Here is a 24,334-nt window from a genome sequence, read left to right as displayed (position 1 = left end):
TTATTTTATTTGAGCTAGACCCTTTTCTTTTAAAACTTTATTTAAAATAGTAAGATTAAATAAATCCTTAGTATCGGGTTCTGATTTTAAGAAACCTTCTTTAACTGATGATTTAACAAAATCAAGTACTGAATCTTTTTCAGGATCGTTTGTAATTGTTAATCTCTTAAAAGCAGCATCTAAAACATCATTTGCTATTGATTTCTTAGTTAACTCAGTGATTTGTTTATTAACTATTTCTTTAGCTTTAGCTGGGTTCTTATTAATATATTCGGTTGTCGCTACGTGATTTTTTATAAAAGCTTCAACAATTTGTGGATGATCTTTTAAAAACTCAGTTCTAACAACTACTACAGCAGTAGTATATTTTCCTTCCCTAAATACATCTTTATAATCTAAGATAATATTTGCACTTGCCTCTTTTATTAGCCTTGATCCCCAAGGTTCTGGTACGAGAGCTGCATCTATATCTCCCTTTTGTAGTAAGGCTAAAATGTCTGCGTTCTCTACCTGCCTTACTTCTACGGTTCCACCCTTTGTTTTATCCTTAAGTCCATTGTCAGATAATATTTTTCTAAGAGTTAAATCCTGAGTGTTTCCAAACTGAGGAACTGCGATTTTCTTGCCACTTAAATCTTTTAAATTCTTAATAACTATGCCTTTTCTAGAGACAAATATTGCTCCTGCATCAGTTGCGCCTGCAATAATTTGAACATCACCTTTAGATTTTACATAAGCATTTATAGCTGGTCCGGGTCCTATATATCCAATATCAATAGCTCCTGCAAAAAGTGCCTCTACTTCTGCTGGACCTGCATTAAATAGTTTCCAATCTATTTTGTTCGCTGCGCCTATAGCCTTTTGAAAAGTACCTTGATCGCGGCCTACAAGCGCTTGTGCATGGGTTATGTTTGGAAAATATCCAACTCTAACATTAACAGCCTCACCTTTTGTTTCTTTTGATGAGCAGCCTGAAAATGTCCCAATAATTGAGATACCTAGTAATAATGCGATTGAAAATTTGAAAACTTTTGAATTTTTCATTTTGTCCCCCTTATTTTAATTATTTCATAATCCTAGTATTGCGGTATGTTTAATATGATATGTAATAGTTAATATATTAGTTCCTAAATAAAAATATGTCAATAGTTTATTTTTTTTAGAAATATGTTGCAATTTTAGTTGAAACATAGTAATATAATAGGAATAGTAGGCATTGAATAGTTTGAAAGTTCAAAAAATATAATTATAAGAGGAAGGCGGTGAAAACTATTTGAGAATATGGGGTTAGAGAATTCTTGAATGGCGGGGGCTATGAGTATGTTAATTGTAGGTGGGGATAATATTGAAGTAATAAATTGTAATCTTTGTAAATATGGATATTGTGTATCTAAACACATAAGTGGTCGTAAGAACAAACATAAATGTATTGAAATTCCTAAAGACATTGATTTAATTTTAGTTTTAACCGATTTTGTTAGTCATGGAGTAAGTAATCATATAAAAAAAGAGTCTAAAAGGCTTGGTATAAAGACTATATATTCAAAACGCTCATGGTCCTGTGTTGAAAGTTCATTAGTAGTATAAGCAGAATTTAAATACATAATAAAAATTAAATAATTTTCTTATCTAGAGAAACTGAGGGATTGGCCTGATGAAGTTTCAGCAACCACATGTTTTGACATGTAAGGTGCTAAGTCCAGCAGAACTATGTTCTGGAAGATGAGTGAAAGTGCTATTAATTTAATTATTCTACGGAGTGTTAATGCATTTTATCCTCTTCTTTTATAAAAAAGTAGAGGACTTTTTTTATTGAATTTTTAAATAAGTATAGGTTGTTTTTTAAAGAAAACTAAATAAATGAGGGGTGGTTTTATGTCATATAAAATAGCTGTTGCAAGTAGTGATGGCAAGGTAGTAAATCAACATTTTGGAAGAGCTACACAGTTTTTAATCTTTGAAGTGGAAAAGGATAATTATAAATTTTTAGAGTTATTAGAAGCAAGTGCTTTTTGTGAGTTTGGAGAACATGATGATAATAAACTTTTGTCAGCAGTGCAAGCACTTAAAGGCACAAGAGCAGTTTTAGCTAGCCAAATCGGAAAGGGTGCAGCTCAGGCACTAAGAATAAAAGGAATAGAATCTTTTGATGTGCGTGATTTGATTGAGGATGCTTTGGAGAAGTTAATTAAATATTATTCAAATATTGATAAAAGTATCAAATAGTATATAGGGTAAATAATATAACAATAAAAGGGGGCATACTTGAATGCAGAAGGTAGTTGAAATTGATAGTGAGAATTTAAGGCTTAGGGGCATACTCCATACTCCTGAGAATATAAATAATAAAGTACCGATAGTTATAATATTTCACGGGTTTTGTGGTGATAAAATGGGTCCACACTTCATATTTGTAAAGTTATCTAGATTACTTGAAAGGGCTGGAATAGCATGTATAAGGTTTGATTTCGCAGGAAGTGGTGAAAGTGATGGAGATTTTATAGATATGACTATGGATACCGAGTTAAAAGATGCAAATAACATTTTAAATTATGTAAAAACATTAGATTTTGTAGATAATGACAGAATTGGAATAGTAGGATTAAGCATGGGAGGTGCAATTGCTAGCATGCTTGCAGGAGAAAGAAAAAGTGATATAGAAACAATTTGCTTATGGGCACCTGCAGGAAATATGGGTGAAATAATTTTAGATAAACATTATATTGGGGCGAATTTTGAGGAATTTAGGCAAAATGGTTATTTTGATGTTGAAGGATTACTTGTAGGGACGAAATTTGTGGATAATGTTAAAAATATAAAAATATATGAAAAAGCAGCTGAATATGATAAAAAATCTCTTATAATCCATGGAGACAAAGACGATGTAGTTTCATTAAGTGCATCGCAAAAGTATATCGATTTTTGGGGAGATTCCTCTTTATTAAAAGTGATTAACGGAGCAAATCATACCTTTGACAAACGTGAGTGGGAAGAACAGGTAATTGATAATACAATAGAATTTATAGAAAAACAACTTTAATTAAGCTATTGACAAATTTATCAAATGTTAATATAATGTAAAGTATTCCTACATGAATTGTAGGAATGTTTTTTGCAGATAAACATATTAAGAGATATGAATTTTATGTAAATAACAAAAAATATTTAAGTCAAATGCTATAAGAAGGTGATATGTAGATGAGTATTGATTGGGAATTTGTAATTAGCAGTTTGCCTTTATATGAAAAGGCTGCATGGATTACTTTAAAGCTAGCTTTTGGAGGGATACTTATATCAGTAGTTATTGGTCTTTTGTGTTGTGCAATACTATACTTCAAAGTTAAGGGTATGGAGATTATTGTTAAGGCATATATAGAACTATCAAGGAATACTCCACTACTGGTGCAGATATTTTTTCTGTATTATGGTCTTCCAAAGTTAGGTTTAAAGATGAGTGCGAATACTTGTGCAATAATTGGATTAGCCTTTTTAGGGGGGAGTTACATGGCTGAGGCTTTTAGAGGTGGAATAGAAGCTGTGAGTAAGTCACAGATAGAATCTGGCCTTAGCATAGCACTTTCCAAGTTTCAGTTAGCTAGATATGTGATAATTCCTCAGGCATTTTCTGTGAGCTTACCTTCTCTTGGTGCAAATTGTATATTTTTATTAAAGGAGACATCTGTACTAGGAGCTATATCCATCTTGGATGTTATGAATGTAACGAAGGATTTAATAGGAATGTATTATAAAACTTTTGAATCTTTAGCAATGCTTGTGGTGGTTTATATTATTTTGATTTTGCCATTATCAATTTTATTATCTTGGCTGGAGAGGAAGGTGCGTTATGCAGAGTTTGGGAATCAGAGCAATCTTTGAAGGGAAAAACTTTGAGCGTTTGTTCGAAGGCTTATTTGTAACAGTTGAAATTGCTTTAATTTCAATAATTATAGCCTCTATTTTAGGTATAATTATTGGACTTAGTAGAACAACAAAATTTAAACCCATACTTATTATTAATCGCATTTATCTTGAATTATTTAGAGTAATACCTACACTTGTTTGGTTATTTATTTTCTATTTTGGAGTTACTACAGCATTAAATGTAGATATTAGTGGCATTACAATCGCAATTATTGTTTTTAGTCTCTGGGGTGCGGCAGAAATGGGGGATATTGTACGTGGAGCATTGCAATCATTACCAAAACATCAGATTGAATCAGGAAAAGCTCTAGGATTAAGCTATTATAAACTTTATAGGTATGTTCTTATACCACAAGCCATAAGGAGAATGTTACCTGGTACTATTAATCTAGCTACAAGAATGGTTAAGACTACCTCACTTGTAGTTTTGATAGGGGTTATAGATGTAGTAAAGGTGGGACAACAGATTATAGAAAGTTCTCGTTTTAAATTTCCAACTGCTTCTTTTGGAGTTTATGGGTTTATATTTATATTGTACTTTCTAGTATGTTATCCATTATCTTATATATCAAAAAAGTTAGAAACTAAATGGAAAGATTAGGGGTGGAAATTATGGATAAGGACAATACTGTCTTGCTTCAAATACAGGATATTCATAAAAAATTTGATGATAAAGAGGTTTTAAAGGGCGTTACCCTCAGTCTACATAAGGGGGAAGTCCTAGTTATTTTAGGGCCATCGGGCTGTGGTAAAAGCACGCTACTAAGGTGCCTTAATGGTCTTGAGAAAATTCAAAGCGGTGATATAAAGTTTAAAGATAAAAGCCTTATACAAAAGGATATGAATTGGGAAGATATACGTTTGAAAATAGGAATGGTATTTCAAAATTATGAATTATTTCCGCATATGACAGTTATAGAAAATATACTTCTTGGTCCTTTAAAAGTTCAGAAAAGGGATAAAGCAGAAGCACTAACACAGGCAGAAGAACTTTTGTCTAGAGTTGGGTTGTTAGATAGAAAGGACTCATACCCGAGGCAGCTTTCAGGAGGTCAAAAGCAAAGAATAGCTATTGTAAGGGCCTTATGCATGAATCCAGAAATAATTCTCTTTGATGAGGTTACAGCCTCGCTTGATCCTGAAGTAGTAAGAGAGGTATTAGATGTCATATTGGGCCTTGCAAAGCAAGGTATGACTATGGTTATTGTTACTCATGAAATGGGGTTTGCTCGCTTAGTTGCTGATCGAATAGTATTTATGGATGATGGAATTATATGTGAAACTTCAGAGCCACAAGAATTTTTTGAAAGTCCAAAGACGGAACGTGCACAGCACTTTCTAAATATATTACAATATTAATTATTAATGATTAAATATTAATTAAGGGGACGATTAATTATGGGAAATGTTAAAAGAATTATTTTGGCTTTAGCTGTTACAACAATAGTAGTGGGAGGACTTGTGGGTTGCGGAAGTAATTCATCAAAGAAAAGCGGATCAACTGTTACAAATGATAGTTCTATTGCAGCAATCAAAAAACGTGGGACTATAAAAATTGGAGTATTTAGTGATAAGGCTCCATTTGGTTATGTGGATTCAAATGGAAAAAATCAAGGGTTTGATGTAGTTATTGCTAAAAGATTTGCAAAGGATCTTCTAGGCGATGAAACTAAAGTTCAATTTGTTTTGGTTGACGCAGCGAGTAGAGTAGCTTATCTTGAATCTAAAAAGGTTGATATAATAATGGCTAATTTTACAGTTACAGATGAAAGAAAACAAAAGGTTGATTTTGCAAATCCTTATATGAAGGTATCTCTTGGAATAGTAGCTCCTAACAGTGCTAAGATTACATCAATTGATCAGTTAAAAGGTAAAAAAGTTATAATAGCAAAAGGAACAACAGCAGAAACGTATCTTACAAAAACCTACCCTGATATACAATTACTTAAATTCGAACAATACTCTGAAATATTCCAGGCACTTAAAGATAAGCGTGGAGATGCTATTGTAAGTGACAATACAGAAGTTATTGCATGGGCTAAAGATAACCCAACATTTAACGTTGGCGTACCATCACTTGGAGCAGAAGATACAATTGCTCCTGCAGTTGCTAAAGGAAATAATGAACTTAAAGATTGGATTAACACTGAACTTGTAACTCTTGGCAAGGAGAAATTTGTACACAAAGCTTATGAATCCACATTAACACCTGTATATGGAGCAAATTATGAAGAAAACATCGTAATTGAAGGTGGAAAGTTAAAGTAGGAATAACAAAAAAATTAAAACTTCGTTAAATACTTTATATTATAAGCATTTAACGAAGCTTTTTTAGATTGCTGTTTACACAAAACTATTTACAGAACCTAATACTTTTTCAATTCTATCAAAGGCTTCTTTTAAGTTGGCCCTAGGACAACCAAAGTTTATTCTTATAAATCCTTCTCTTCCAAAGTCGACTCCATCAGAAAACTTTATATTTGTTTTATCTAAGAAAAATTTGTATGGATATTCAATACTTGCTTCTCTAGCATCTATCCAAGCAAGGTAAGTTCCTTCATTATGATTTATTTTTAAACCTTTTATTCTAGATACTCTTTCCTCTACATAATCTCTATTTTCTTTTAAATATTGTAATAATTCATTTTTCCATTCATCACATTCAGTATACGCTGATTTAAAAGCTTCTACTGATAATACTGCTGGATGACCAAACACACCTAGAATTTCTTTTTTATAAATTTTTCGTATCTCTTCGTTTGGAATTATAGCAAAGCCTAAAGGTAGGGCTGGAATATTGTAAGTCTTTGCAGGACTAGCTAATGTAATACTTATGTTTTTAGCTTTTTCATTTATAGTGAATGCTGGAATATGCTTTCCTTCAAAAATTAATTCACTATGTATTTCATCCGAAACTAATAATAAATTGTTTTCATCACAAAACTTAATTACATTTTCTAATTCCTCTCTACTATATACCCTACCTACCGGATTATGAGGATTGCATAATACAAAAACCTTAATATTTTCATCAAGAGCCTCTTTCATTGCTTCAAAATCAAAAGTATATTTATCATTAACAAGTTTAAGAGGTACTTCTAAAGCATTACAATTAACCTCACCCGGTAATCTTCTTATGTGTGGGTACATAGGTGTATTAAACATTATATCACCTTTAGCAACTCTACACGCCATAGTAGCTCCTGGCATTACACTAGGAATAAGAACAATCCATTCCTTCTTTATTTCATAATTATATTCTTTCTTATAAAAATCATATACTATTTCTTCTAATTTCTTCTCATCATGGGTATAACCAAAAACACCATGATTGACTCTCTTTGTTATGGCATTAAGGATTGGTTCTGCTGACTTAAAATCCATATCAGATATCCATAAAGGAATATAATCTCCTCCTTGTCCATCCCATTTTGAACATGCTGTATTTCTTCTATCTATAATCTCATCATAATTAACCATATTATAAGCCTCCATTATATTTCATAAGTAAATGCTTCATTAAAACTTTTTAAAAATTGTTTTGTACGTTCTTCTTTAGGATTAAAGAAAAATTCTTTTGGATTTCCTTCTTCTAATATTCCACCGTTATCAAAGAATATTATTCTATCTGAGACCTCACGTGCAAAATTCATTTCATGTGTAACTATAATTAGTGTAATACCGCTATGTGCAATAGATTTTATTACATCTAATACCTCGGAGACCATTTCTGGATCTAATGCTGAGGTTGGTTCATCAAACAAAATAACCTTAGGGTTTATAGCTAATGCTCTAGCTATAGCAACTCTTTGTTGCTGTCCACCTGATAATTGATGTGGATAGTAATTTATCCTATCTTTTAATCCTACTTTAGTTAATAATTCTATTGACTTAGTCTTTGCTTTTTCTTTTTCTTGCTTTTGCACAAAAATTAAAGCTTCCATAACATTTTCTAAGGCTGTACGCCTTTTAAAAAGATTATATCCTTGAAATACCATTGCTGTGTCTCTTCTAATATTTAGGATATCTTTTTTCTTTGCATTAGATACATCTATATAAATATCATCTAACTTTATTTCTCCAGTGGATGCAATATCTAAAAAGTTTAAAGTCCTTAAAAATGTTGATTTCCCAGAACCGCTTGAACCAATGATAGTTACTACTTCTCCTGTTTTAACAGTTAAATTTATACCTTTTAACACATGATTTTTGCCAAAACTTTTATGTAGATTTTTAACCTCTATCATCTATAACCTCTCTATCTTGTATGTTTAGTTTGATTTCTATTTTTTTAATTACTATTTCTATAAGCAAACATATAACCCAATATATTATAGCCACAGATATATATACCTCAAAAAACCTCATATTTCTTCCGGCTATAACTTTAGCAGATCCCATTACATCCATTACTGAAACAGTAAATGCAAGTGATGTCGATTTTATTAGGCTAATTAATGTATTGCCAAGATTAGGGATTGCAACTACTAAGGCTTGTGGTAATATTATTCGTCTCATTATTGTAGATGAAGTCATACCAATAGATTGTCCAGCCTCAACTTCCTTTTTATCAACTGAAAGTATTGCACCTCTTATCGTTTCAGATGTGTATGCGCTTTCATTTAAAGAAAATGCTAAGAATACAAATACCATAGCTGGAATATCATTAATATTATATTTTGTACTAAATTTATAATTTATAAATTCTATTATAAGTGGAGTGCCATAATAAGCTAAAAACAATTGAACTAACAATGGTGTTCCACGCATAAAGGATACATATAGTATTGTTAATTTGTTAAGAATTGGTATTTTTTTAATCTTTATAATTGCTATAATAAATCCTAATAATATACCAATTACACTTGAAATTAAGGCTATCTCTAATGTAGCGGGTAAAAATTTTAATATTTCTGGGAATGACTCTATTATAAATGAAGGTTTAAATATATCTTGCATAGACTACATGCCTCCTAACGTGAATAATCTTTACCAAAATACTTGATACTTAATTCTTTTAATTTGCCCTCTTTTATTAGAGAAGTTAAAACGATATCAAATTTCTTTTTGAGCTCAACTTGATCTTTTCTAAACATAAAGTAGCCTTTAGATTGTTGTACTTCCTGTTCATTTTTTATTGGTAATGTCTTGAGTTTTAAACCGAGTTCTTTTTTTGCTGTATCTACATATGTTTCAGTTACAACATAAGCATCATAACGGCCATTTTGTACATCTTGTAATACTGGAGCATAGCCAGCTTCTGTATAGATTATTTTTATTGGATTCGCCTTATGAGTTTCGTTATACTTTTCTAAAAATAAAGTTGTTGCATTCCCGGAAGAACTTCCTGGAACTTTTTTTCCTTGTAAATCATCAATAGTTTTAATTTTTGTTTCGTTTTCTCTTACAGCAATAACTGTATGGTTTTTAACGTAGTAATTGTCATTAAATAAATATTTTTCTTCACGTTCAGGTTTTTTAGTCATGTTATTTGAAACAACTTGATAGCGATTAGAATCTAATCCTGCAAATAAACCTGCAAAATCTGTTTTTTGAAAATCTAATTCAATTTCTGGTAATCTTTTATCTATTTCTTTTAATATAGCTACTTCATATCCATCTAATTCACCTTTTTCATTTACATAATTATAAGGCTTAGGAGAACCCGATAATGCTACAACAACCTTTGCAACTTTTTTAGAACCTTCATCACTCGCTTTCTTTTGACAAGATATTAATGATGTTGATACAATTAATATTGTTATTAATCCTATGACTTTTGTGATCTTATTCATAATAGTCCCCCATTTAAAGCTTTATTTTTTATTCTAATAATTTTTTATAATAACTGTTTGATGTGTACAATGCCACTGCTGGGTTATGTCCTAGTACCCTATCTTTTGTAATTAAAGTAGTTGTAAGTATGTTTGTATATTTATAAAACAAACTGTCATGTCCAACACATAAACCTACTACGACATTTAAATCAGTTTGTGCTTTATCTAAAAGTTTAGCCTGCATAATTGGGTTACACATCGATTCACCAGTTTTTTTTATGTATTCATCTCCTATATTTATTTTCTTTTTTTCCACTGCTCCAACCTTGCATGCAACTCCATAAACTTTAAATCCATTTTTCTTTAATATTTTTGAAAAGATTCTACTTTCATTAATTAGACCTACACATGTTGCAATCCCAATTTTCTTTGCTCCAATTTTTTTTGCAAACTCTATAATTTCTTGAACCCTTGTAATAGTACAATAAAATTCACCCTCTACTTCTGCGGCTGCTTGTGCTATTTTTTTATTTTCTGGATTATTGATATACAAATCCACTACAGCATCAAGTTCAATATCTGACAAGGAAGTCGTTAGACAAAATTCTGGATACTCCTTATCTTTGGAAGCGCAATTTGTAACTGCGCAGTCAGTACATGTCAAACAATTATCACTCATTTTACATTCCTCCAATCGTTAGTTGTTTATCAGTCTTTATTCTAATAATGTACAAGCGAAAATAATAATATAATTCATACTATATCGCTATGTTTACTATTTAAAGTAGTATACAATCTAATTTTTCATTTGTCAATTAATACTCTCTTTAATTTTTTTTATCGGTTTTAACAACAATTGTAAATTATTACTTCGTAAATTTGAATGAGCTTTAGTTATAGTGATTTTAAAACAAATTAGAATGAATTTCTATAAAGCTATAGTATGAGGTCATTACAGATATATTTTTGAAATAAATATAAATACTTGACATTATTTTGAAAGGGTTGTAGTATAATATAAAATCAAAATTAAATATATAGGAATGCTAGGTATTAGAAGAGAATATTCTTGTAAAGTTTTATTGAAATGTAGTTTAGATTTAATTTAGTGATAACTTTCTAATAGGGGGGAATTGTTATGTGGGCAAAAGATTTACTACTTGATAATTGTAGTATTTCAGAAAAAAATTTGAAAAAGCTTTTAGAGTTACTCAAAACAATACAATATGGATCTGTGACATTAGTTTTACAAGATGGTATAGCTATACAAATGGAGCGAAATGAAAAGTTAAGATTAAGATGAATGGAAGTAATTATATTGGAAAATCATAAATAATAGACTAAAGCTAATCGTTATGATAGATATAAATATAGATGGCAGTAATAAAGTTAACCAGTAAACTGGAGACTAGACTTATTTTCTGAATTATAGAAGATAATTTTGGCCTTTTTTAATTTGGAGGAGAATTATGTTAATAGACGAAATAATAAAATAATTGAAGAAAAAAAGATACATACTGTGGAAGTGATACATGCAGATACCCTAGGTATGCTTGGAGGTAAAATGGTTCCCATTAAAAGCTTCCTTAAAAATTATAATAGTGGGTTTGGAGTGTGTAGAGCATCTCTAGGATGGGATATACAAGGTAATCTTTTTGAAGGAGTGGAAATTTCTGATTTTAAAACAGGATGTCCGGATGTAATAGTGAAGACTATATTGTCTACATTTAGAGAAATTCCATGGAGGAGTGGTAGTGCTTTTGTGTTTGGAGAAATTCATGAAAATAATGGTGAAGTTTTTAAATTAGCACGTAGAGAAATACTTAAAGAACTTGTTAGTAAATATGGTGGGGAATTTGTAAATTTGTTTTTATCAATTGGGAGAAATGAAGTAAATCTTTATGAAAAAGCAGTGACTGATTGGGAGTTTAATAGATATTTTGAATATAGTTAGCTGATTATTTAAATAAAAAATCTTGACAAAAATTTTAAGCATGGCTATAATAATAACATACTAAACATATATGAATGATATAAAACTGACTAGATAACTAGAGGTTTTAGGATACAGAGTAAATCTGTCCTAAAGCCTCTTTTTTTATTTTATAGTTTATGTATAAGATTTAGATTTTTAGAAGAGATATATTTAGTAAGATCAACGATGTCTAATTATTGGAAGGAGTAGGGATATGGAGAACAGAAATAGAAATAAAAATAATACAAATTTTTCTCATCTTGCCAAATTGCATCCATGTCTTGGAGGAGAGGCTAATGCGAATTTTGGAAGGATTCATCTTCCGGTTAGTCCGGCTTGTAATATACAATGTAAATTCTGCAAAAGAGATTGTAACAGTGATGAGGATAGACCAGGAGTTGCTAATGGTATATTAGCTCCAAAGGATGCGGTTGAAACCATAAAAAGAGCTTTGGAACTTTGTCCACAAATAACTGTAGTAGGGATAGCAGGACCTGGAGATACACTGGCAACAACTCAAGCAATTGATACATTTAAACTTGTTGATATTGCATATCCAGACTTAATAAAATGCCTTAGCACTAATGGTTTATTGTTATATAAATATGCGCAGGATCTTTATGATGCTGGAGTAAGAACCATAACTGTTACAGTAAATGCTGTTGATCCATCTATTCAGAGCCAAATTATATCCTTTATTGTATATGAAGGAAAAAAATATTATGGTGAGCAGGCCGCTAAAATACTTATAACAAATCAATTAAAAGGTATAGAAGCTATAAGTAAGCTTGGAGTAGTTGTTAAGATAAACTCAGTACTTATACCAGGCATTAATGATAAACATATTGAAGAAATAGCGAAAACCGTTAAAGCAGCTGGAGCAATGTTATATAATATTATTCCACTAATACCTCAACATGATTTAGATTACATTCCGGCACCTACATGCGAACAATTAGATAAAGCAAGAACAGAGGCTGAAAAGCATCTTGAGGTTTTTAGGCATTGTAAACATTGTCGTGCAGATGCGTGTGGGATACCTGGAAAAGAGGATCTTTCAAGTAAGCTTTATGGAACAAATAAACATTTAGAGACATTTTCACACGGTTAATTAATCATTAAAATTATTAAATAATGATGCTAAATATAAAATCAAATAACATAAATAGGAGTGATTAAAATGGCAAAGAAAATAAAACAAATTGCAATTTATGGTAAGGGTGGTATTGGTAAATCAACTACAACTTCAAATATTAGTGCGGCATTATCAAAACAAGGCTATAAGGTTTTACAATTTGGTTGTGATCCTAAAAGTGATTCTACAAATACCTTAAGAGGTGGAGATTATATTCCTACGGTACTCGATACATTAAGAGAAAAAAATTCAGTGAAGGCTCAAGATGTATTATTTAGAGGATTTAATGGAATTTATTGCGTAGAAGCAGGTGGTCCGGCTCCGGGAGTTGGTTGTGCAGGACGTGGAATAATAACTGCAGTTCAATTATTTAAACAGCAAAGAGTGTTTGAAGAACTTGATTTAGACTATGTTATATATGATGTTTTAGGAGACGTTGTTTGCGGAGGGTTTGCAGTTCCAATAAGAGAGGGAATAGCTGAACATGTATTTACAGTTTCATCATCAGATTTCATGTCAGTATATGCATCAAATAATCTATTTAAGGGAATTCAAAAATACTCTAAATCAGGTGGAGCACTTCTTGGAGGTATTATAGCAAATTCAATTAATACACCTTATGCTAAGGACATAGTTGATGATTTTGCAAGAGTAACAGAAACGAAAATAATGGAATATATCCCTAGATCAATTACAGTAACTCAAAGTGAACTTCATGGTAAGACTACGATTGAGAATGCGCCAAATTCAGAGCAAGCTAAAATTTATAATAGGTTAGCAACTAAAATTAATGAACATGTAGAGTCAAAAACTCCATCTCCACTTGGTATTCAGGAATTAAGAGATTGGGCAGCTAAATGGGCAGATAAATTAATAGAAGTGGAAAGTGGAATAATAGGAACTGGAGCTGCTGGAAATTTATAAAAATAAATTAGACACAAATAATCACGTTATTTACGTAGAGGGGATGTAATCATGAAAATAAATCTTGATACACCAGTTGTAGAGAATCGTGAACAACGATTGGGTACTATAATTGGTTGGGACAATGGAAGTGCTTCGAATCTATTAAAGGAATCATCGTCAATTTGTAGTGGTTGTGGAGCAAATGGTGGAGAAAGGTTATGCGAAACTAAAGGTCCGTTTACTCAAGGATCAGTATGTAGCGAGATGATGGTTGAATGTCAGGCGGGAAATATTCGCGATGCTGTACTTATACAACACTCACCTATTGGTTGTGGTGCTGGTCAAGTAATTTATAATTCTATATACCGTAATGGACTTGCAATGCGTAAGTTACCAGTCCAAAACATCAGAATAATTAGTACTAATCTACAAGAATCAGACATGGTTTTTGGAGGAATTGCAAAACTTGAACAATCCATAAGGGATGCGTGGAATCGTCATAAACCAAAGGCGATTTTTTTAGCAACTTCTTGCGCTACTGGAATTATCGGTGATGATGTAGATAGTGTAGCTACTAAGTTAGAAGAGGAACTTAAGATTCCGGTTGTACCTCTTCACTGCGAAGGTTTTAAATCTAAGCATTGGAGTACAGGCTTTGATGCCGTGCAACATGGACTTTTAAGGCAAATTATAAATAAGAATCCTAAGAAACAAAAGGATTTGGTAAATGTTATTAATTTGTGGGGAACGGATGTATTTACTCCAATGCTCGCAGAACTAGGACTCAGGGTTAACTTTGTTGTTGATATGGCAACAATTGATGAATTGGCACAAATGTCTGAAGCTGCAGCTACTGTAGGGTTCTGCCACACATTGTCATCATACCTAGCGGCAGGCCTTGAACAGGAATTTGGAGTTCCAGAAATTAAGTCCCCTCAGCCATATGGTTTTGATGGAACTGATGCTTGGCTCCGTGAACTAGCGAGGGTAACTCACACCGAGGAAAAAGCAGAAGTGTATATAGCAAAGGAACACGCAAGAGTAGCACCTCGCCTAGCAGAACTTAAAAAACTACTTAAAGGTAAAAAGGGATATGTTGCAACGGGGTCCTCATATGCTCATGGGCTAATTTCTGTGCTTAGGGAACTGGGCGTAGAGGTGAATGGATCTCTTGTATTTCATCATGATCCGATTTATGATAGTCAAGATCCAAGCTCAGACACTCCAGATTCTAGAAAAAACTCTCTTGAATTTATGGTTAATGACTCTGGCGATGTTCCAAATTTTAGTGTAAGTAATCGTCAGCAATATCAATTTTATGGATTACTTAAGAGGGTAAACCCAGATTTTATTCTTGTTAGACATAATGGTCTTGCTCCACTTGCGTCAAGAATGGGTATTCCAGCAGCTCCACTTGGTGATGAACACCATGCTTTAGGATATCAAGGAATACTAAATTTAGGAGAAACTATCTTGGATATCTTGGCACATAAGAAATTTCATTTAAATCTTTCAGCTCATACAAAATTACCATATAAACAATGGTGGTTAGATCAGAAAGATCCATTTGTCCTTGCAAAAGAAATAATTTAAGAAGTATGGAGGTAATATTATGATTGATATTAAGATTGAAGATGAAAATATAGATAAAAAAATAGTAAAAACTAATTCAATTGAACAGGTTCGTTATGTGTGCTCTCTTGGAGCAATGCATACTGCTTCAGCAATTCCAGGAGTAATTCCCATAACACATTGTGGTCCAGGTTGTGCTGATAAACAATATATGAATCTTGCTTTTTATAATGGGTTCCAAGGTGGAGGATACGGTGGTGGTTCTGTGGTTCCAAGTACGAACTGCTCTGAAAAAGAGGTTATCTTTGGTGGTGCAGAGAGGCTTACAGAATTGATTGAATCCACTGTTAAAATTTTAGATGCTGATTTATTTGTAGTGGTTACTGGTTGTATTTCAGACTTAGTAGGTGATGATGTTGAATCAGTAGTAAGTGATTTTCAAAAACAAGGGGTTTCCATTGTAGTTGCTGAGACTGGTGGGTTTAGAGGAAATAATTTTACAGGACATGAACTAATTACAAAAGCTATCATAGATCAGTATGTTGGGGAATATGATGGTCCTAAAGAAAAGGGGACAGTTAATGTTTGGTCTTTGCTTCCCTACCATAATACCTTTTGGCGTGGTGACCTTACTGAAATAAAGAGAATTCTTCAAGGCATTGGCCTTAAGGTAAATATCCTATTTGGACATGGTTCAGAAGGTGTTTCAGAGTGGAAGAATATTCCTAAGGCTCAGTTTAATTTAGTGCTATCTCCATGGCTAGGACTTCAAACTGCAGAGCATTTAAAAAGTAAATATGATCAACCATATTTACATGTTCCGATTATTCCTATTGGAGCTATTGAGACTAGTGCTTTTTTACGAAAGGTAGTTGATTTTGCTGGCATTGATGTAGAAAAGGCAGAAGCATTCATTAGAGCAGAAGAAAAAACATATTACAACTACTTGGGTGATTTTTCAGATTTTTATGCTGAGTATTGGTGGGGATTACCTGCGAAGTTTGCAGTGATTGGTGATAGTGCATATAATATTGCATTATCAAAATTTTTAGTAAATCAGCTAGGATTACTTCCTGGAAAGCAGATTATAACTGAAAATCCTCCAGAAGAATATAGAGATTCAATTCGAAAACTATATCAAAATATTGCGGAGGATGTTTCCACTGATGTTGATTTTGAGGAAGACAGCTATACTATTCATGAGAAAATACGAAATGCAGATTATGGTCATAAACCACCAATAATATTTGGTACTACTTGGGAAAGGGATCTTGCAAAAGAACTTAAAACTTCAATAATAGAAGTAGGTTTTCCAGCATCTTATGAAGTAGTGATTTCCAGGTCATATATAGGATATAGAGGTGCGTTAACTTTACTAGAAAAAATTTATACAACTACAGTAAGTACTAGTGCTTAAGCTAGTTTCAACGAATTTCTAATTTTAAAGTAATTTCATTGTTTGCCACTTTAGCTCCAATAATTTTAATATCTCTAAATAATAAAATATTTGATATTTATGGTTGGCTAGGAATAATTGCAACTTATGGATTCATTGTTAACTATGCACTTATTACAATAGCTGCCCCAGTATATTTGTATAAGGAAAAAGAATTGAAAATTAAGGATATAATAATTTCGGTAATAACATTAATTGTATTGTTAATTCCTATTGTGGGAAGTGTATACCCATTGGCCGCATATCCATATAATATTTTCCCATTCATATTTCTAGCGTGGTTAGTTGTTGGTGGTATTTGGTTTGTGATACAAAAGGTTAGAAAACCAGGATTACTTTCTAATATTAAAACTGAGGTGAATCTAAGCAATGAACAATTTAAAGTTGATATCTAAAATAACAAGCTTGACATTAGCCTATAATAGCATTACAATATAAAACAAACATATATGAATAGTAGGTATTAAGTGCTATTTTTATTAAACTTAAACTTAAAATTAAATATAAACTTCTTATCAAGAGTGGTGGAGGGACTGGCCCTATGAAACCCGGCAACCTAATTTAAATTAAAGGTGCTAATTCCAGTAGGTTTAAACCTTGAAGATGGGAAGCTAATAGGAAAAAATCCGCCTATAGCTAGCCTATAGGCGGATTTTGTTTTGGTTAAATATTAAGGGGAATTAGACTTTATATTATTAATGTATATTATAAAACGTTAGGGTCAAAGGAGTTACAACTTTTAATAGTGGGGGGAAGTAGATATGGGGGAAAATAGTTTATTATTTGATAATCGTAGTATATCAGAGGTGAATTTAAAAAAGCTTTTACAGTTACTTAAGACAACCCAATATGGATCTGTAACACTCGTGGTACAGGATGGTGTAGTTATACAAATAGAGCGAAATGAGAAACTGAGATTAAGATGATTAAAAAGTGTAATAAATAATTTAAAGGAGGAATAAAAGTGGATATTGAAATAAATGGTGAATTTGTAGATCTTGATAAATTTCTAGAAAGCATATTAGGAGAAAATGACAAAAGTGAAACTAATTCTTCATGGGAAGAGGAAATATTAAATATTGCTGGTATGTCTTTCATTAACAAGATTTCTTGAGGGAATAACCCCTATGATTTTCAGAAAAAATGCTGGACTTAGGTTTTCAAATGGAACGAATTTTGGGGAGAAATAGTTGCATAAGTTTAAACTACGGATGTAAATAAATCCACTATGATTACTAATATTCAAGTTGACTGGAAAACCAGAGGCTTTAGGTAAAATAATTGTGTTGTTTAAAACAATAACAATATTTTACCTAAAGCCTTTATTATTTTATCTATTACGATAGCATATAAAATTACAAAATGAATGGGGGAGAATTTTATGAAAAAAAGTAAACTATCAAAATTATTAACGGAGGTGATTGCATTTTCACTTGTATTTTCACTTGCTGGATGTTCATCTAAAACAAGTAATGTAAGTGCTTCCAAAACAGAACCAAAAACTATAATTATAGGAATAGGTAACGCATTTAAGCCATATTGCTATTTGGATGATAAAGGCCAGATTGCTGGCTATGAGCATGAGGTTTTACAAGAGGTAAACAAACTTCTTCCACAATACAAATTTGAATATCAACCGGCTGAGTTTAAAACAATTTTGGTTAGTTTGGGAGCTAAAAAAGTGGATTTAGCAGCACATCAATATGAAAAAAATCCTGAAAGAGAAGCTAAATATCTATTTGGTGAGGAAAGTTATACTACTTTTATTCTAAGAATAACAGATAAGAAAGGAAGGACGGATATAAAGGGTATTGCCGATTTAAAAGGTAAAACTGTGCAAACATCTCCAGGAAGTAATGATGCCTATATTTTAGGAGAATATAATAAGAAAAACAATAATGCGATTAAACTTGTTTATTCAAGTGCAGATCAAGCTACAACAGTTAAGTCAGTTGAAGATGGAAGAATAGATGCATTTATTTCAATAAAAAGAGTTGTAGATTCTTTGAATAAAACTTATGGAGATGTTATTCAAACGGTGGGTGATCCTATAGCTTCTTCGAGTACTTATTATGTTTATCGTAAAGAAGATACTAAGTTAAAATCAGACGTAGATGGAGCATTAAAAACTCTGAAATCAAATGGAAAATTATCTAAGATTTCAATAAAAATATTAGGAGGAGATTACACTACTAATGATTAATTATTGCAAATGCACCAAGGGGTGCATTTGTCTTTTGACAAGGGTTGTGAATTTTAATAATTAAAATAAAGGTTGTGGATATAGATGGGAAAAATGGTTGATTTAAGATTGATTTTTGTAGATTTACCGCTATTAATATCTTGCCTACATATTACATTATTGATAGTAATATTTGCGACTATAATAGGATTGCTTTTGGGTATAGTCTTGGCCTTAGTTAGGGTGTATAAAACCCCTGTATTTAGTCATCTAGCTACTATTTATATATCTTTTAATAGAGGAACACCAATGATTGTACAACTATTTATAGTCTATTTTGGATTGCCAAGTGTTCTTTTAAGTATTGGTATTAATATTAATAGATGGGACAAATTATATTTTGTAATAATAACTTATGGGTTAAATGCAGCAGCTTTTATGAGCGAAATTATTAGGGCTTCTATTACAAGTGTAGATATTGGGCAGACCGAAGCTTCGTATTCAGTTGGTATGACAAGACTACAGACTTTTTCTCGTATAGTAGCTCCTCAAGCATTCTTAACTGCGTTGCCAAACTTAGGAACTAGTTTTTTAGGACTTCTTCAAGACACTTCTTTGGCTTTCACAATTGGAATAATTGATGTAATGGGTAAAGCACAAGCAATAGGTGCTACAACATACCATTCCATAGAAGCTTATATAGGAGCAGCAATTATTTTTCTTGTACTAGGCACTTTACTTGAAAAATTATTCACTATACTTGAAAAAAAAGTTAAATATAAAATCGTTGCGTAAAATTTATAAATGATGGTAGGTGATATTATGGAATTTAATTTTGACTTTATGCTTGTGGCTTTAAAAGCGGCAATTAAATTTTTACCAGTTTCACTTGTACTTGCTTTTATACCACTTCTAGTAGGAATTGTTTTAGGGACTTTTATTGCAATAGCAAGAGTATTCAAAGTTAAAGTCCTTTGGAAGGTATGTCAGATTTATGTTGTAATTATTAAAGGCATACCGGTTGTATTATTACTTTTAATTATGTATTTTGGGCTAATACAGGGGTTTGATGGACTTGCTGTGTTATTCCATTTACGAATACGGTCTAAGGATATAAATCTTATTTATATAGCAATTATAGCATTCTCAATAAATGCAATTGCAACTATATCCGAAATAATACGAGGAGGACTTATGTCAGTGGATAAAGGACAGTATGAAGCTTCATATTCAGTAGGAATGACAAAAACTCAGACATTGTGGAGGATTGTACTTCCACAAATATTTCCTGTAGCAGTGCCGATGTTATGTAATAGTTTTATAGGTCTTTTTAAAGGCTCATCAGTAGCATTTTTGATATCTGTGACAGATGTAATGAATGGCGCACTAATCACAGCAACAGGAAACTATTTGTTTTTAGAAGCATATGTTGCAGCTGCAATAGTCTATTGGGTAGTATGCATAATAATAGAAAGAGGTTCATGCATACTAGAAAATCATTTAAAAAAATATAGTAGGGGGGTAGCACTTTGATAGAAGTAAAAGGTATACACAAAGCCTTCGGTAAAAATGAAGTTCTAAAAGGTGTTGATATTCAAGTTAAGAAAGGAGAAGTTGTAGTAATATTAGGACCTAGTGGCTCTGGAAAAACTACACTCTTAAGATGCATTAATTTTCTAGAAAAAGCAGATGAGGGAGAAATAACCGTAGGTGAAACTAAAGTCAAATTTAAACATGCAACTAAGAAAGAAATATTGTGTATACGCAGAAAGACAGCTATGGTATTTCAAACATATAACCTTTTTAATAATAAAACAGTTCTTGAAAATGTAAAGGAAGGCTTAATAACTGCTAGAAAAGTTCCTAAAAAAGAAGCTGAGGAAATAAGCAGAAAAATGCTTGATAAGGTAGGTCTTACAGATAAATACGATGCATATCCATCGCAAATTTCAGGAGGTCAGCAGCAACGTGTTGGTATAGCTCGTGCACTTGCTCTGAATCCTGAAGTAATTCTTTTTGATGAACCGACATCAGCACTAGACCCTGAACTAGTAGGTGAAGTTCTTTCGGTAATGAAGAAGGTGGCAAAAGAAGGAATTACAATGGTAGTGGTTACTCATGAAATGTCTTTTGCCTATGATATTGCAAGCAGAGTGATATTTATGGAAGGGGGTGTGGTAGTTGAAGAAGGGACACCTAAGGATATATTTCAGAATCCAAAGGAGGAACGAACAAAGCAATTTTTAAAAAGAATAGTTCCTGATTGGAATTATAATATTTAATATTTCTATATATGCTGACTAGAAAAACTAGAGGTCATATTCCATTAAGAGTGGACTATGACCTTTTTTAACTATAATTTTATTGGAGGAATGGATATGGCAATAAATCTTGATGTAGCTGAGGCTCAAACAAGGGAAAATCGCTTAGGATCAATTACAGGTTATTGTGGAAGTTTAAAGGATGCAAGTAAAAAAATTGGATGTGGCAATTTGTGTAACGGAGAAAGGTGTTTCAATCAAGGTACACTTTGTAATGCCGGTTGTGCTCAAGGTACTGTGTCTGGAATTATAGATGCTGTTCAAGTAAATCATGCACCTATTGGTTGTACAGCAGGAGCAATAGGCGGTAATAGCGTTTATAAAGCAATGATTAGAGAACAAGGAATAAATGAACGCAATATTGTTTTTGTAAGTACTAATATGAACGAGAGGGATACCATTTTTGGAGCAACCCAAAAACTTAAGGATACCGTAATTGAAACATATGAGAGGTATAAACCAAAAGCAATCTTTGTTTCAACCTCATGTGTTTCAGGGGTTATAGGAGAAGACATTACAAGCGCAGTTGATGAACTTACCGATGAATTGCCTATTCCTGTAATACCAGTATTTTGTGAAGGATTTAAAACTAAAATATGGGCTTCTGGATTTGATGCCGCATTCCATGCAATACTTACTGGAATTGTTAAACCACCCGAGAAAAAAACAAATATAATTAACTTTATAAATTTCTTTGGTAGTGAGAGGAAGAAAATAACTGAAATATTTGCAAACTTTGGTGTAGAGCCTTTGTTTATTCCTCGTGGGGTAACTGTTGAAAGGCTTTCAAAAATATCTGAATCATTAGCGACAGTATCTATATGTGGTACTCTTGGAACTTATCTCGGTAATGGGCTTGAAGAACAATATGGAGTTCCTTATGTACGAACACTTCATCCACATGGAATAGCAGGATATGAAGCTTGGATAAGAGGGCTAGGGAAAGCAATAGGGAAAGAGACGGAGGTAGAGGAATATATAGCAAAAGAACGCATAAGAATTGCTCCAGAGCTGGAGGAAGTAAAGAAAAAATTAAAAGGTATAAAAGCTGTTATTGGTATGGGACCAGGATTTACTTTAAATTATATTCGCGTACTTGATGAGATTGGTATTAAAGTGTTATGGGCATCAGCTTGGCATTTAGATCCGCAGTATGATCATGGTAAAGAAGCGGATGAATACAAGTATTTAACTGAAAACTTGGCAGAAGATGTACCATTTAGTGTTAGTGATCAGCAAAATTATGAGGTAATGAACATTCTTCATAACTTAAAACCTGATATATATTTATCTCGTCATCCAGGTACAACTGTTTGGGCTATGAAACAAGGAACAGCTTCAATATTTGTAGGAGATGAGTTTACAGCATTTGGTTATGATGGTCTTATAAATTTTGCATATCAAATTTTAGATGCAGTTACAAATAGAAGTCTTGCAAATAGTTTAAGAGATCACTCTAAATTACCATATACAGATTGGTGGTTAAAACAGCAACATTCATTATTTCTTAAAACAGAGGAGGAAAAAGCAAATGTCTAATATTTTAGATCAACCAAGATATGTGTGCGCTCTGGGTGCATCACAAACGGTGCAAGTTATAGAACGTGCAGTGCCAATTCTTCATGCAGGGCCTGGTTGTGGTACAAAGCTCGCAGCAGCTCTTGCAACTTCAAATGGAGGACAATCTTCAGGATATATATCGCCTCAAATATATCCATCAACTAATATAAGTGAAAAAGAGGTTATATTCGGAGGGGAGGATAAACTAAAAGAGACAATAGAAAATTCTCTTAAAGTATTAGACGCAGATTTTTTTGTGGTTTTAAGTGGGTGTGTTACAGAAATTGTAGGTGATGATGTACGTGAAGTAGTGAGAGGATTTAAAGGGAGCAAAAAGCCCGTAATATATGCTGAAACCGCAGGTTTCAAAGGAAATAATATAATGGGACATGAGCTTGTAGTGCAAGCTATTATTGAACAATATCTAAAGCCAGCACCTGTTATAGAGAAATTAGTAAATATATGGGCTACAGTTCCGGTATATGATCCATTTTGGTATGGTAATTTAAAACAATTAGGAATATTACTTTCTGAGATAGGATTAATACCAAATGTTATTTTTGGACCTGGAAATGGTGCAAAGGCTTTAGATAAAATACCGAGGGCCACTTTTAATTTACTTGTATCACCTTGGGTTGGACTTAAAAATATTAAGACTTTAGAAGAAAAGTTTGGAACGCCATATTTGCATTATCCGGTACTTCCAATTGGTGCATATGAAACAGGGGAATTCTTAAGAACTGTTGGAAAATTTGCTGGAGTTGATCCTAATTTAATTGAATCGGTTATTAAAAAACATGAAGATGAATTTTATTATTTTATTGAACGTATAGCAGATATATTACTTGAGACCAGGGAAGTTGGAAGAAGGTTTGTAATAATTGCTGATAGTAATTACGCATTAGCGGCTTCAAGATTTCTTGTTAATGATATGGGATTATTTCCATCCAAGTTATATATTGTTGAAGATACACCAGAGGAATATCAAGATTTAGTAAGAGAACAATTTAAAAATTATAAGTATGGAATTAGTGCAGAGGCTGAATTCACAACTGATGGTGGTAAAATTCATGAAGAACTAAGGAATACTCATTTTCCGGGTAGGCCAATAGTGTTAGGAAGTAATTGGGATAAAACTATTGCTAAAGAATTAAATGGTCATTATGTTGGAATATCAATGCCAGTAACTGAACGATTGATATTAGATCGTTCTTACGTAGGTTATCAAGGCGGATTAAGATTATTAGAAGATATATATTCAGTAGTTTTAGAGTATGCAATATAGTTAAATTGAATAGAAGATAATTATAATTCAAAATATAAAAAACAATTTAAAAATTTAATAGAAGATTTTGAGCAAGCATTTATACAAGACAATATGGCTAAAAATTACATTAACTTATTTGAGAAAGTGTTGACAATATATAAAATAGAGGCTACAATAAGAAATAACATATAACCAATATGAATACTAGGTTTTAATGTGCTGACTAGAAAAACTAGAGGCTATATTCCATTACGAGTGGAAT

General features: G+C 32.2%; 28 protein-coding genes and 2 riboswitches. Of the genes, 22 read left to right on the top strand and 6 right to left on the bottom strand.

Annotated elements, in window-relative coordinates; all coding sequences use genetic code 11:
• Positions 1-1,044 (bottom strand): aliphatic sulfonate ABC transporter substrate-binding protein, encoded by a 1,044-nt coding sequence (locus tag LL038_RS07385; protein ID WP_216121166.1) that lies wholly within the window; start codon positions 1,042-1,044, stop codon positions 1-3.
• 276 nt (positions 1,045-1,320) lie between these two features.
• Between LL038_RS07385 and LL038_RS07380 the strand changes: the two genes are divergently transcribed.
• The 7 genes from LL038_RS07380 (at position 1,321) to LL038_RS07350 (ending at position 6,189) form a co-directional block, all read left to right on the top strand.
• Positions 1,321-1,587 (top strand): DUF2325 domain-containing protein, encoded by a 267-nt coding sequence (locus LL038_RS07380; protein ID WP_253200058.1) that lies wholly within the window; start codon positions 1,321-1,323, stop codon positions 1,585-1,587.
• Between the two features lie 35 nt (positions 1,588-1,622).
• Positions 1,623-1,729: riboswitch (SAM riboswitch) on the top strand.
• A gap of 146 nt (positions 1,730-1,875) precedes the next feature.
• Positions 1,876-2,226, top strand: coding sequence for a NifB/NifX family molybdenum-iron cluster-binding protein (locus LL038_RS07375; protein ID WP_216121170.1), 351 nt, complete (start codon positions 1,876-1,878; stop codon positions 2,224-2,226).
• Between the two features lie 43 nt (positions 2,227-2,269).
• On the top strand, positions 2,270-3,040 hold the full coding sequence (locus LL038_RS07370; RefSeq protein ID WP_216121172.1) for an alpha/beta hydrolase: 771 nt from the start codon (positions 2,270-2,272) through the stop codon (positions 3,038-3,040).
• A gap of 158 nt (positions 3,041-3,198) precedes the next feature.
• Positions 3,199-3,876 (top strand): amino acid ABC transporter permease, encoded by a 678-nt coding sequence (locus LL038_RS07365; protein ID WP_071612696.1) that lies wholly within the window; start codon positions 3,199-3,201, stop codon positions 3,874-3,876.
• Positions 3,845-4,522: an amino acid ABC transporter permease gene (locus LL038_RS07360; protein WP_152752172.1), complete on the top strand. Its 678-nt coding sequence runs from the start codon at positions 3,845-3,847 to the stop codon at positions 4,520-4,522. Before LL038_RS07365 ends, LL038_RS07360 begins: the two co-directional genes overlap by 32 nt.
• Positions 4,523-4,533: 11 nt before the next feature.
• Positions 4,534-5,280 carry an amino acid ABC transporter ATP-binding protein gene (locus LL038_RS07355; protein ID WP_216121174.1) on the top strand — a complete coding sequence of 249 codons (747 nt, stop codon included), beginning with the start codon at positions 4,534-4,536 and terminating at the stop codon, positions 5,278-5,280.
• 39 nt (positions 5,281-5,319) lie between these two features.
• The gene (locus LL038_RS07350) at positions 5,320-6,189 is read left to right on the top strand and encodes a cysteine ABC transporter substrate-binding protein (protein WP_171297865.1); all 870 of its coding nucleotides are present in this window, start codon (positions 5,320-5,322) and stop codon (positions 6,187-6,189) included.
• Between the two features lie 75 nt (positions 6,190-6,264).
• Here LL038_RS07350 and LL038_RS07345 read toward each other — a convergent pair whose 3' ends face one another.
• The 5 genes from LL038_RS07345 to LL038_RS07325 are packed head-to-tail and all read right to left on the bottom strand — an operon-like array spanning position 6,265 to position 10,377.
• Positions 6,265-7,401, bottom strand: a complete 1,137-nt coding sequence (locus LL038_RS07345) for a MalY/PatB family protein (RefSeq protein ID WP_216121176.1) — start codon at positions 7,399-7,401, stop codon at positions 6,265-6,267.
• 14 nt (positions 7,402-7,415) lie between these two features.
• Positions 7,416-8,168, bottom strand: coding sequence for an amino acid ABC transporter ATP-binding protein (locus LL038_RS07340; RefSeq protein ID WP_216121178.1), 753 nt, complete (start codon positions 8,166-8,168; stop codon positions 7,416-7,418).
• On the bottom strand, positions 8,155-8,880 hold the full coding sequence (locus LL038_RS07335) for an amino acid ABC transporter permease (RefSeq protein WP_216121180.1): 726 nt from the start codon (positions 8,878-8,880) through the stop codon (positions 8,155-8,157). Before LL038_RS07335 ends, LL038_RS07340 begins: the two co-directional genes overlap by 14 nt.
• Positions 8,881-8,894: 14 nt before the next feature.
• Positions 8,895-9,716 carry a transporter substrate-binding domain-containing protein gene (locus tag LL038_RS07330; protein WP_216121182.1) on the bottom strand — a complete coding sequence of 274 codons (822 nt, stop codon included), beginning with the start codon at positions 9,714-9,716 and terminating at the stop codon, positions 8,895-8,897.
• A gap of 28 nt (positions 9,717-9,744) precedes the next feature.
• Positions 9,745-10,377 (bottom strand): DUF1847 domain-containing protein, encoded by a 633-nt coding sequence (locus tag LL038_RS07325; RefSeq protein WP_216121184.1) that lies wholly within the window; start codon positions 10,375-10,377, stop codon positions 9,745-9,747.
• 459 nt (positions 10,378-10,836) lie between these two features.
• Here LL038_RS07325 and LL038_RS07320 point away from each other — a divergent pair, with 459 nt between their 5' ends.
• The 15 genes from LL038_RS07320 (at position 10,837) to LL038_RS07250 (ending at position 24,090) form a co-directional block, all read left to right on the top strand.
• On the top strand, positions 10,837-11,001 hold the full coding sequence (locus LL038_RS07320; RefSeq protein ID WP_216121186.1) for a YezD family protein: 165 nt from the start codon (positions 10,837-10,839) through the stop codon (positions 10,999-11,001).
• 138 nt (positions 11,002-11,139) lie between these two features.
• A complete protein-coding gene (locus LL038_RS07315) occupies positions 11,140-11,652 on the top strand; it encodes a hypothetical protein (RefSeq protein WP_216172289.1) in 513 nt (170 codons plus the stop codon).
• Positions 11,653-11,887: 235 nt separating this feature from the next.
• Complete coding sequence (locus LL038_RS07310; RefSeq protein ID WP_216121189.1) at positions 11,888-12,784, top strand: radical SAM protein; 897 nt, start codon at positions 11,888-11,890, stop codon at positions 12,782-12,784.
• Between the two features lie 69 nt (positions 12,785-12,853).
• Positions 12,854-13,732 carry a nitrogenase iron protein gene (gene nifH, locus LL038_RS07305; RefSeq protein WP_216121191.1) on the top strand — a complete coding sequence of 293 codons (879 nt, stop codon included), beginning with the start codon at positions 12,854-12,856 and terminating at the stop codon, positions 13,730-13,732.
• A gap of 51 nt (positions 13,733-13,783) precedes the next feature.
• Positions 13,784-15,307 carry a nitrogenase component 1 gene (locus tag LL038_RS07300; protein WP_216121193.1) on the top strand — a complete coding sequence of 508 codons (1,524 nt, stop codon included), beginning with the start codon at positions 13,784-13,786 and terminating at the stop codon, positions 15,305-15,307.
• A 19-nt stretch (positions 15,308-15,326) separates the two neighbouring features.
• On the top strand, positions 15,327-16,703 hold the full coding sequence (locus LL038_RS07295) for a nitrogenase component 1 (RefSeq protein ID WP_216121195.1): 1,377 nt from the start codon (positions 15,327-15,329) through the stop codon (positions 16,701-16,703).
• 38 nt (positions 16,704-16,741) lie between these two features.
• A complete protein-coding gene (locus LL038_RS07290; protein ID WP_216121197.1) occupies positions 16,742-17,137 on the top strand; it encodes a hypothetical protein in 396 nt (131 codons plus the stop codon).
• 114 nt (positions 17,138-17,251) lie between these two features.
• A riboswitch (SAM riboswitch) is annotated at positions 17,252-17,352 on the top strand.
• Between the two features lie 151 nt (positions 17,353-17,503).
• Positions 17,504-17,668 carry a YezD family protein gene (locus LL038_RS07285; protein ID WP_216121200.1) on the top strand — a complete coding sequence of 55 codons (165 nt, stop codon included), beginning with the start codon at positions 17,504-17,506 and terminating at the stop codon, positions 17,666-17,668.
• 38 nt (positions 17,669-17,706) lie between these two features.
• On the top strand, positions 17,707-17,856 hold the full coding sequence (locus LL038_RS07280) for a hypothetical protein (protein WP_216121202.1): 150 nt from the start codon (positions 17,707-17,709) through the stop codon (positions 17,854-17,856).
• Between the two features lie 267 nt (positions 17,857-18,123).
• Positions 18,124-18,945, top strand: coding sequence for a transporter substrate-binding domain-containing protein (locus LL038_RS07275; protein WP_216121204.1), 822 nt, complete (start codon positions 18,124-18,126; stop codon positions 18,943-18,945).
• 84 nt (positions 18,946-19,029) lie between these two features.
• Positions 19,030-19,719 carry an amino acid ABC transporter permease gene (locus LL038_RS07270; RefSeq protein WP_216121206.1) on the top strand — a complete coding sequence of 230 codons (690 nt, stop codon included), beginning with the start codon at positions 19,030-19,032 and terminating at the stop codon, positions 19,717-19,719.
• A gap of 27 nt (positions 19,720-19,746) precedes the next feature.
• Positions 19,747-20,457 carry an amino acid ABC transporter permease gene (locus tag LL038_RS07265; RefSeq protein ID WP_216121208.1) on the top strand — a complete coding sequence of 237 codons (711 nt, stop codon included), beginning with the start codon at positions 19,747-19,749 and terminating at the stop codon, positions 20,455-20,457.
• Positions 20,454-21,206 (top strand): amino acid ABC transporter ATP-binding protein, encoded by a 753-nt coding sequence (locus LL038_RS07260; protein WP_216121210.1) that lies wholly within the window; start codon positions 20,454-20,456, stop codon positions 21,204-21,206. The genes LL038_RS07265 and LL038_RS07260 overlap by 4 nt, the downstream gene beginning before the upstream one ends.
• Positions 21,207-21,302: 96 nt before the next feature.
• Entirely contained in the window at positions 21,303-22,784 is a 1,482-nt protein-coding gene (locus LL038_RS07255) for a nitrogenase component 1 (RefSeq protein ID WP_216121212.1), read from the top strand.
• Positions 22,777-24,090, top strand: a complete 1,314-nt coding sequence (locus tag LL038_RS07250; RefSeq protein WP_216121215.1) for a nitrogenase component 1 — start codon at positions 22,777-22,779, stop codon at positions 24,088-24,090. The genes LL038_RS07255 and LL038_RS07250 overlap by 8 nt, the downstream gene beginning before the upstream one ends.
• The last annotated feature ends 244 nt before the right edge of the window (positions 24,091-24,334 follow it).

The sequence above is a fragment of the Clostridium estertheticum genome (genome assembly GCF_026650985.1).
In the GTDB taxonomy this organism is placed as follows: domain Bacteria; phylum Bacillota; class Clostridia; order Clostridiales; family Clostridiaceae; genus Clostridium_AD; species Clostridium_AD estertheticum_C.
Note: the sequence above shows the minus strand (reverse complement) of the source record. Positions and strands in the feature narration are given on the sequence as shown.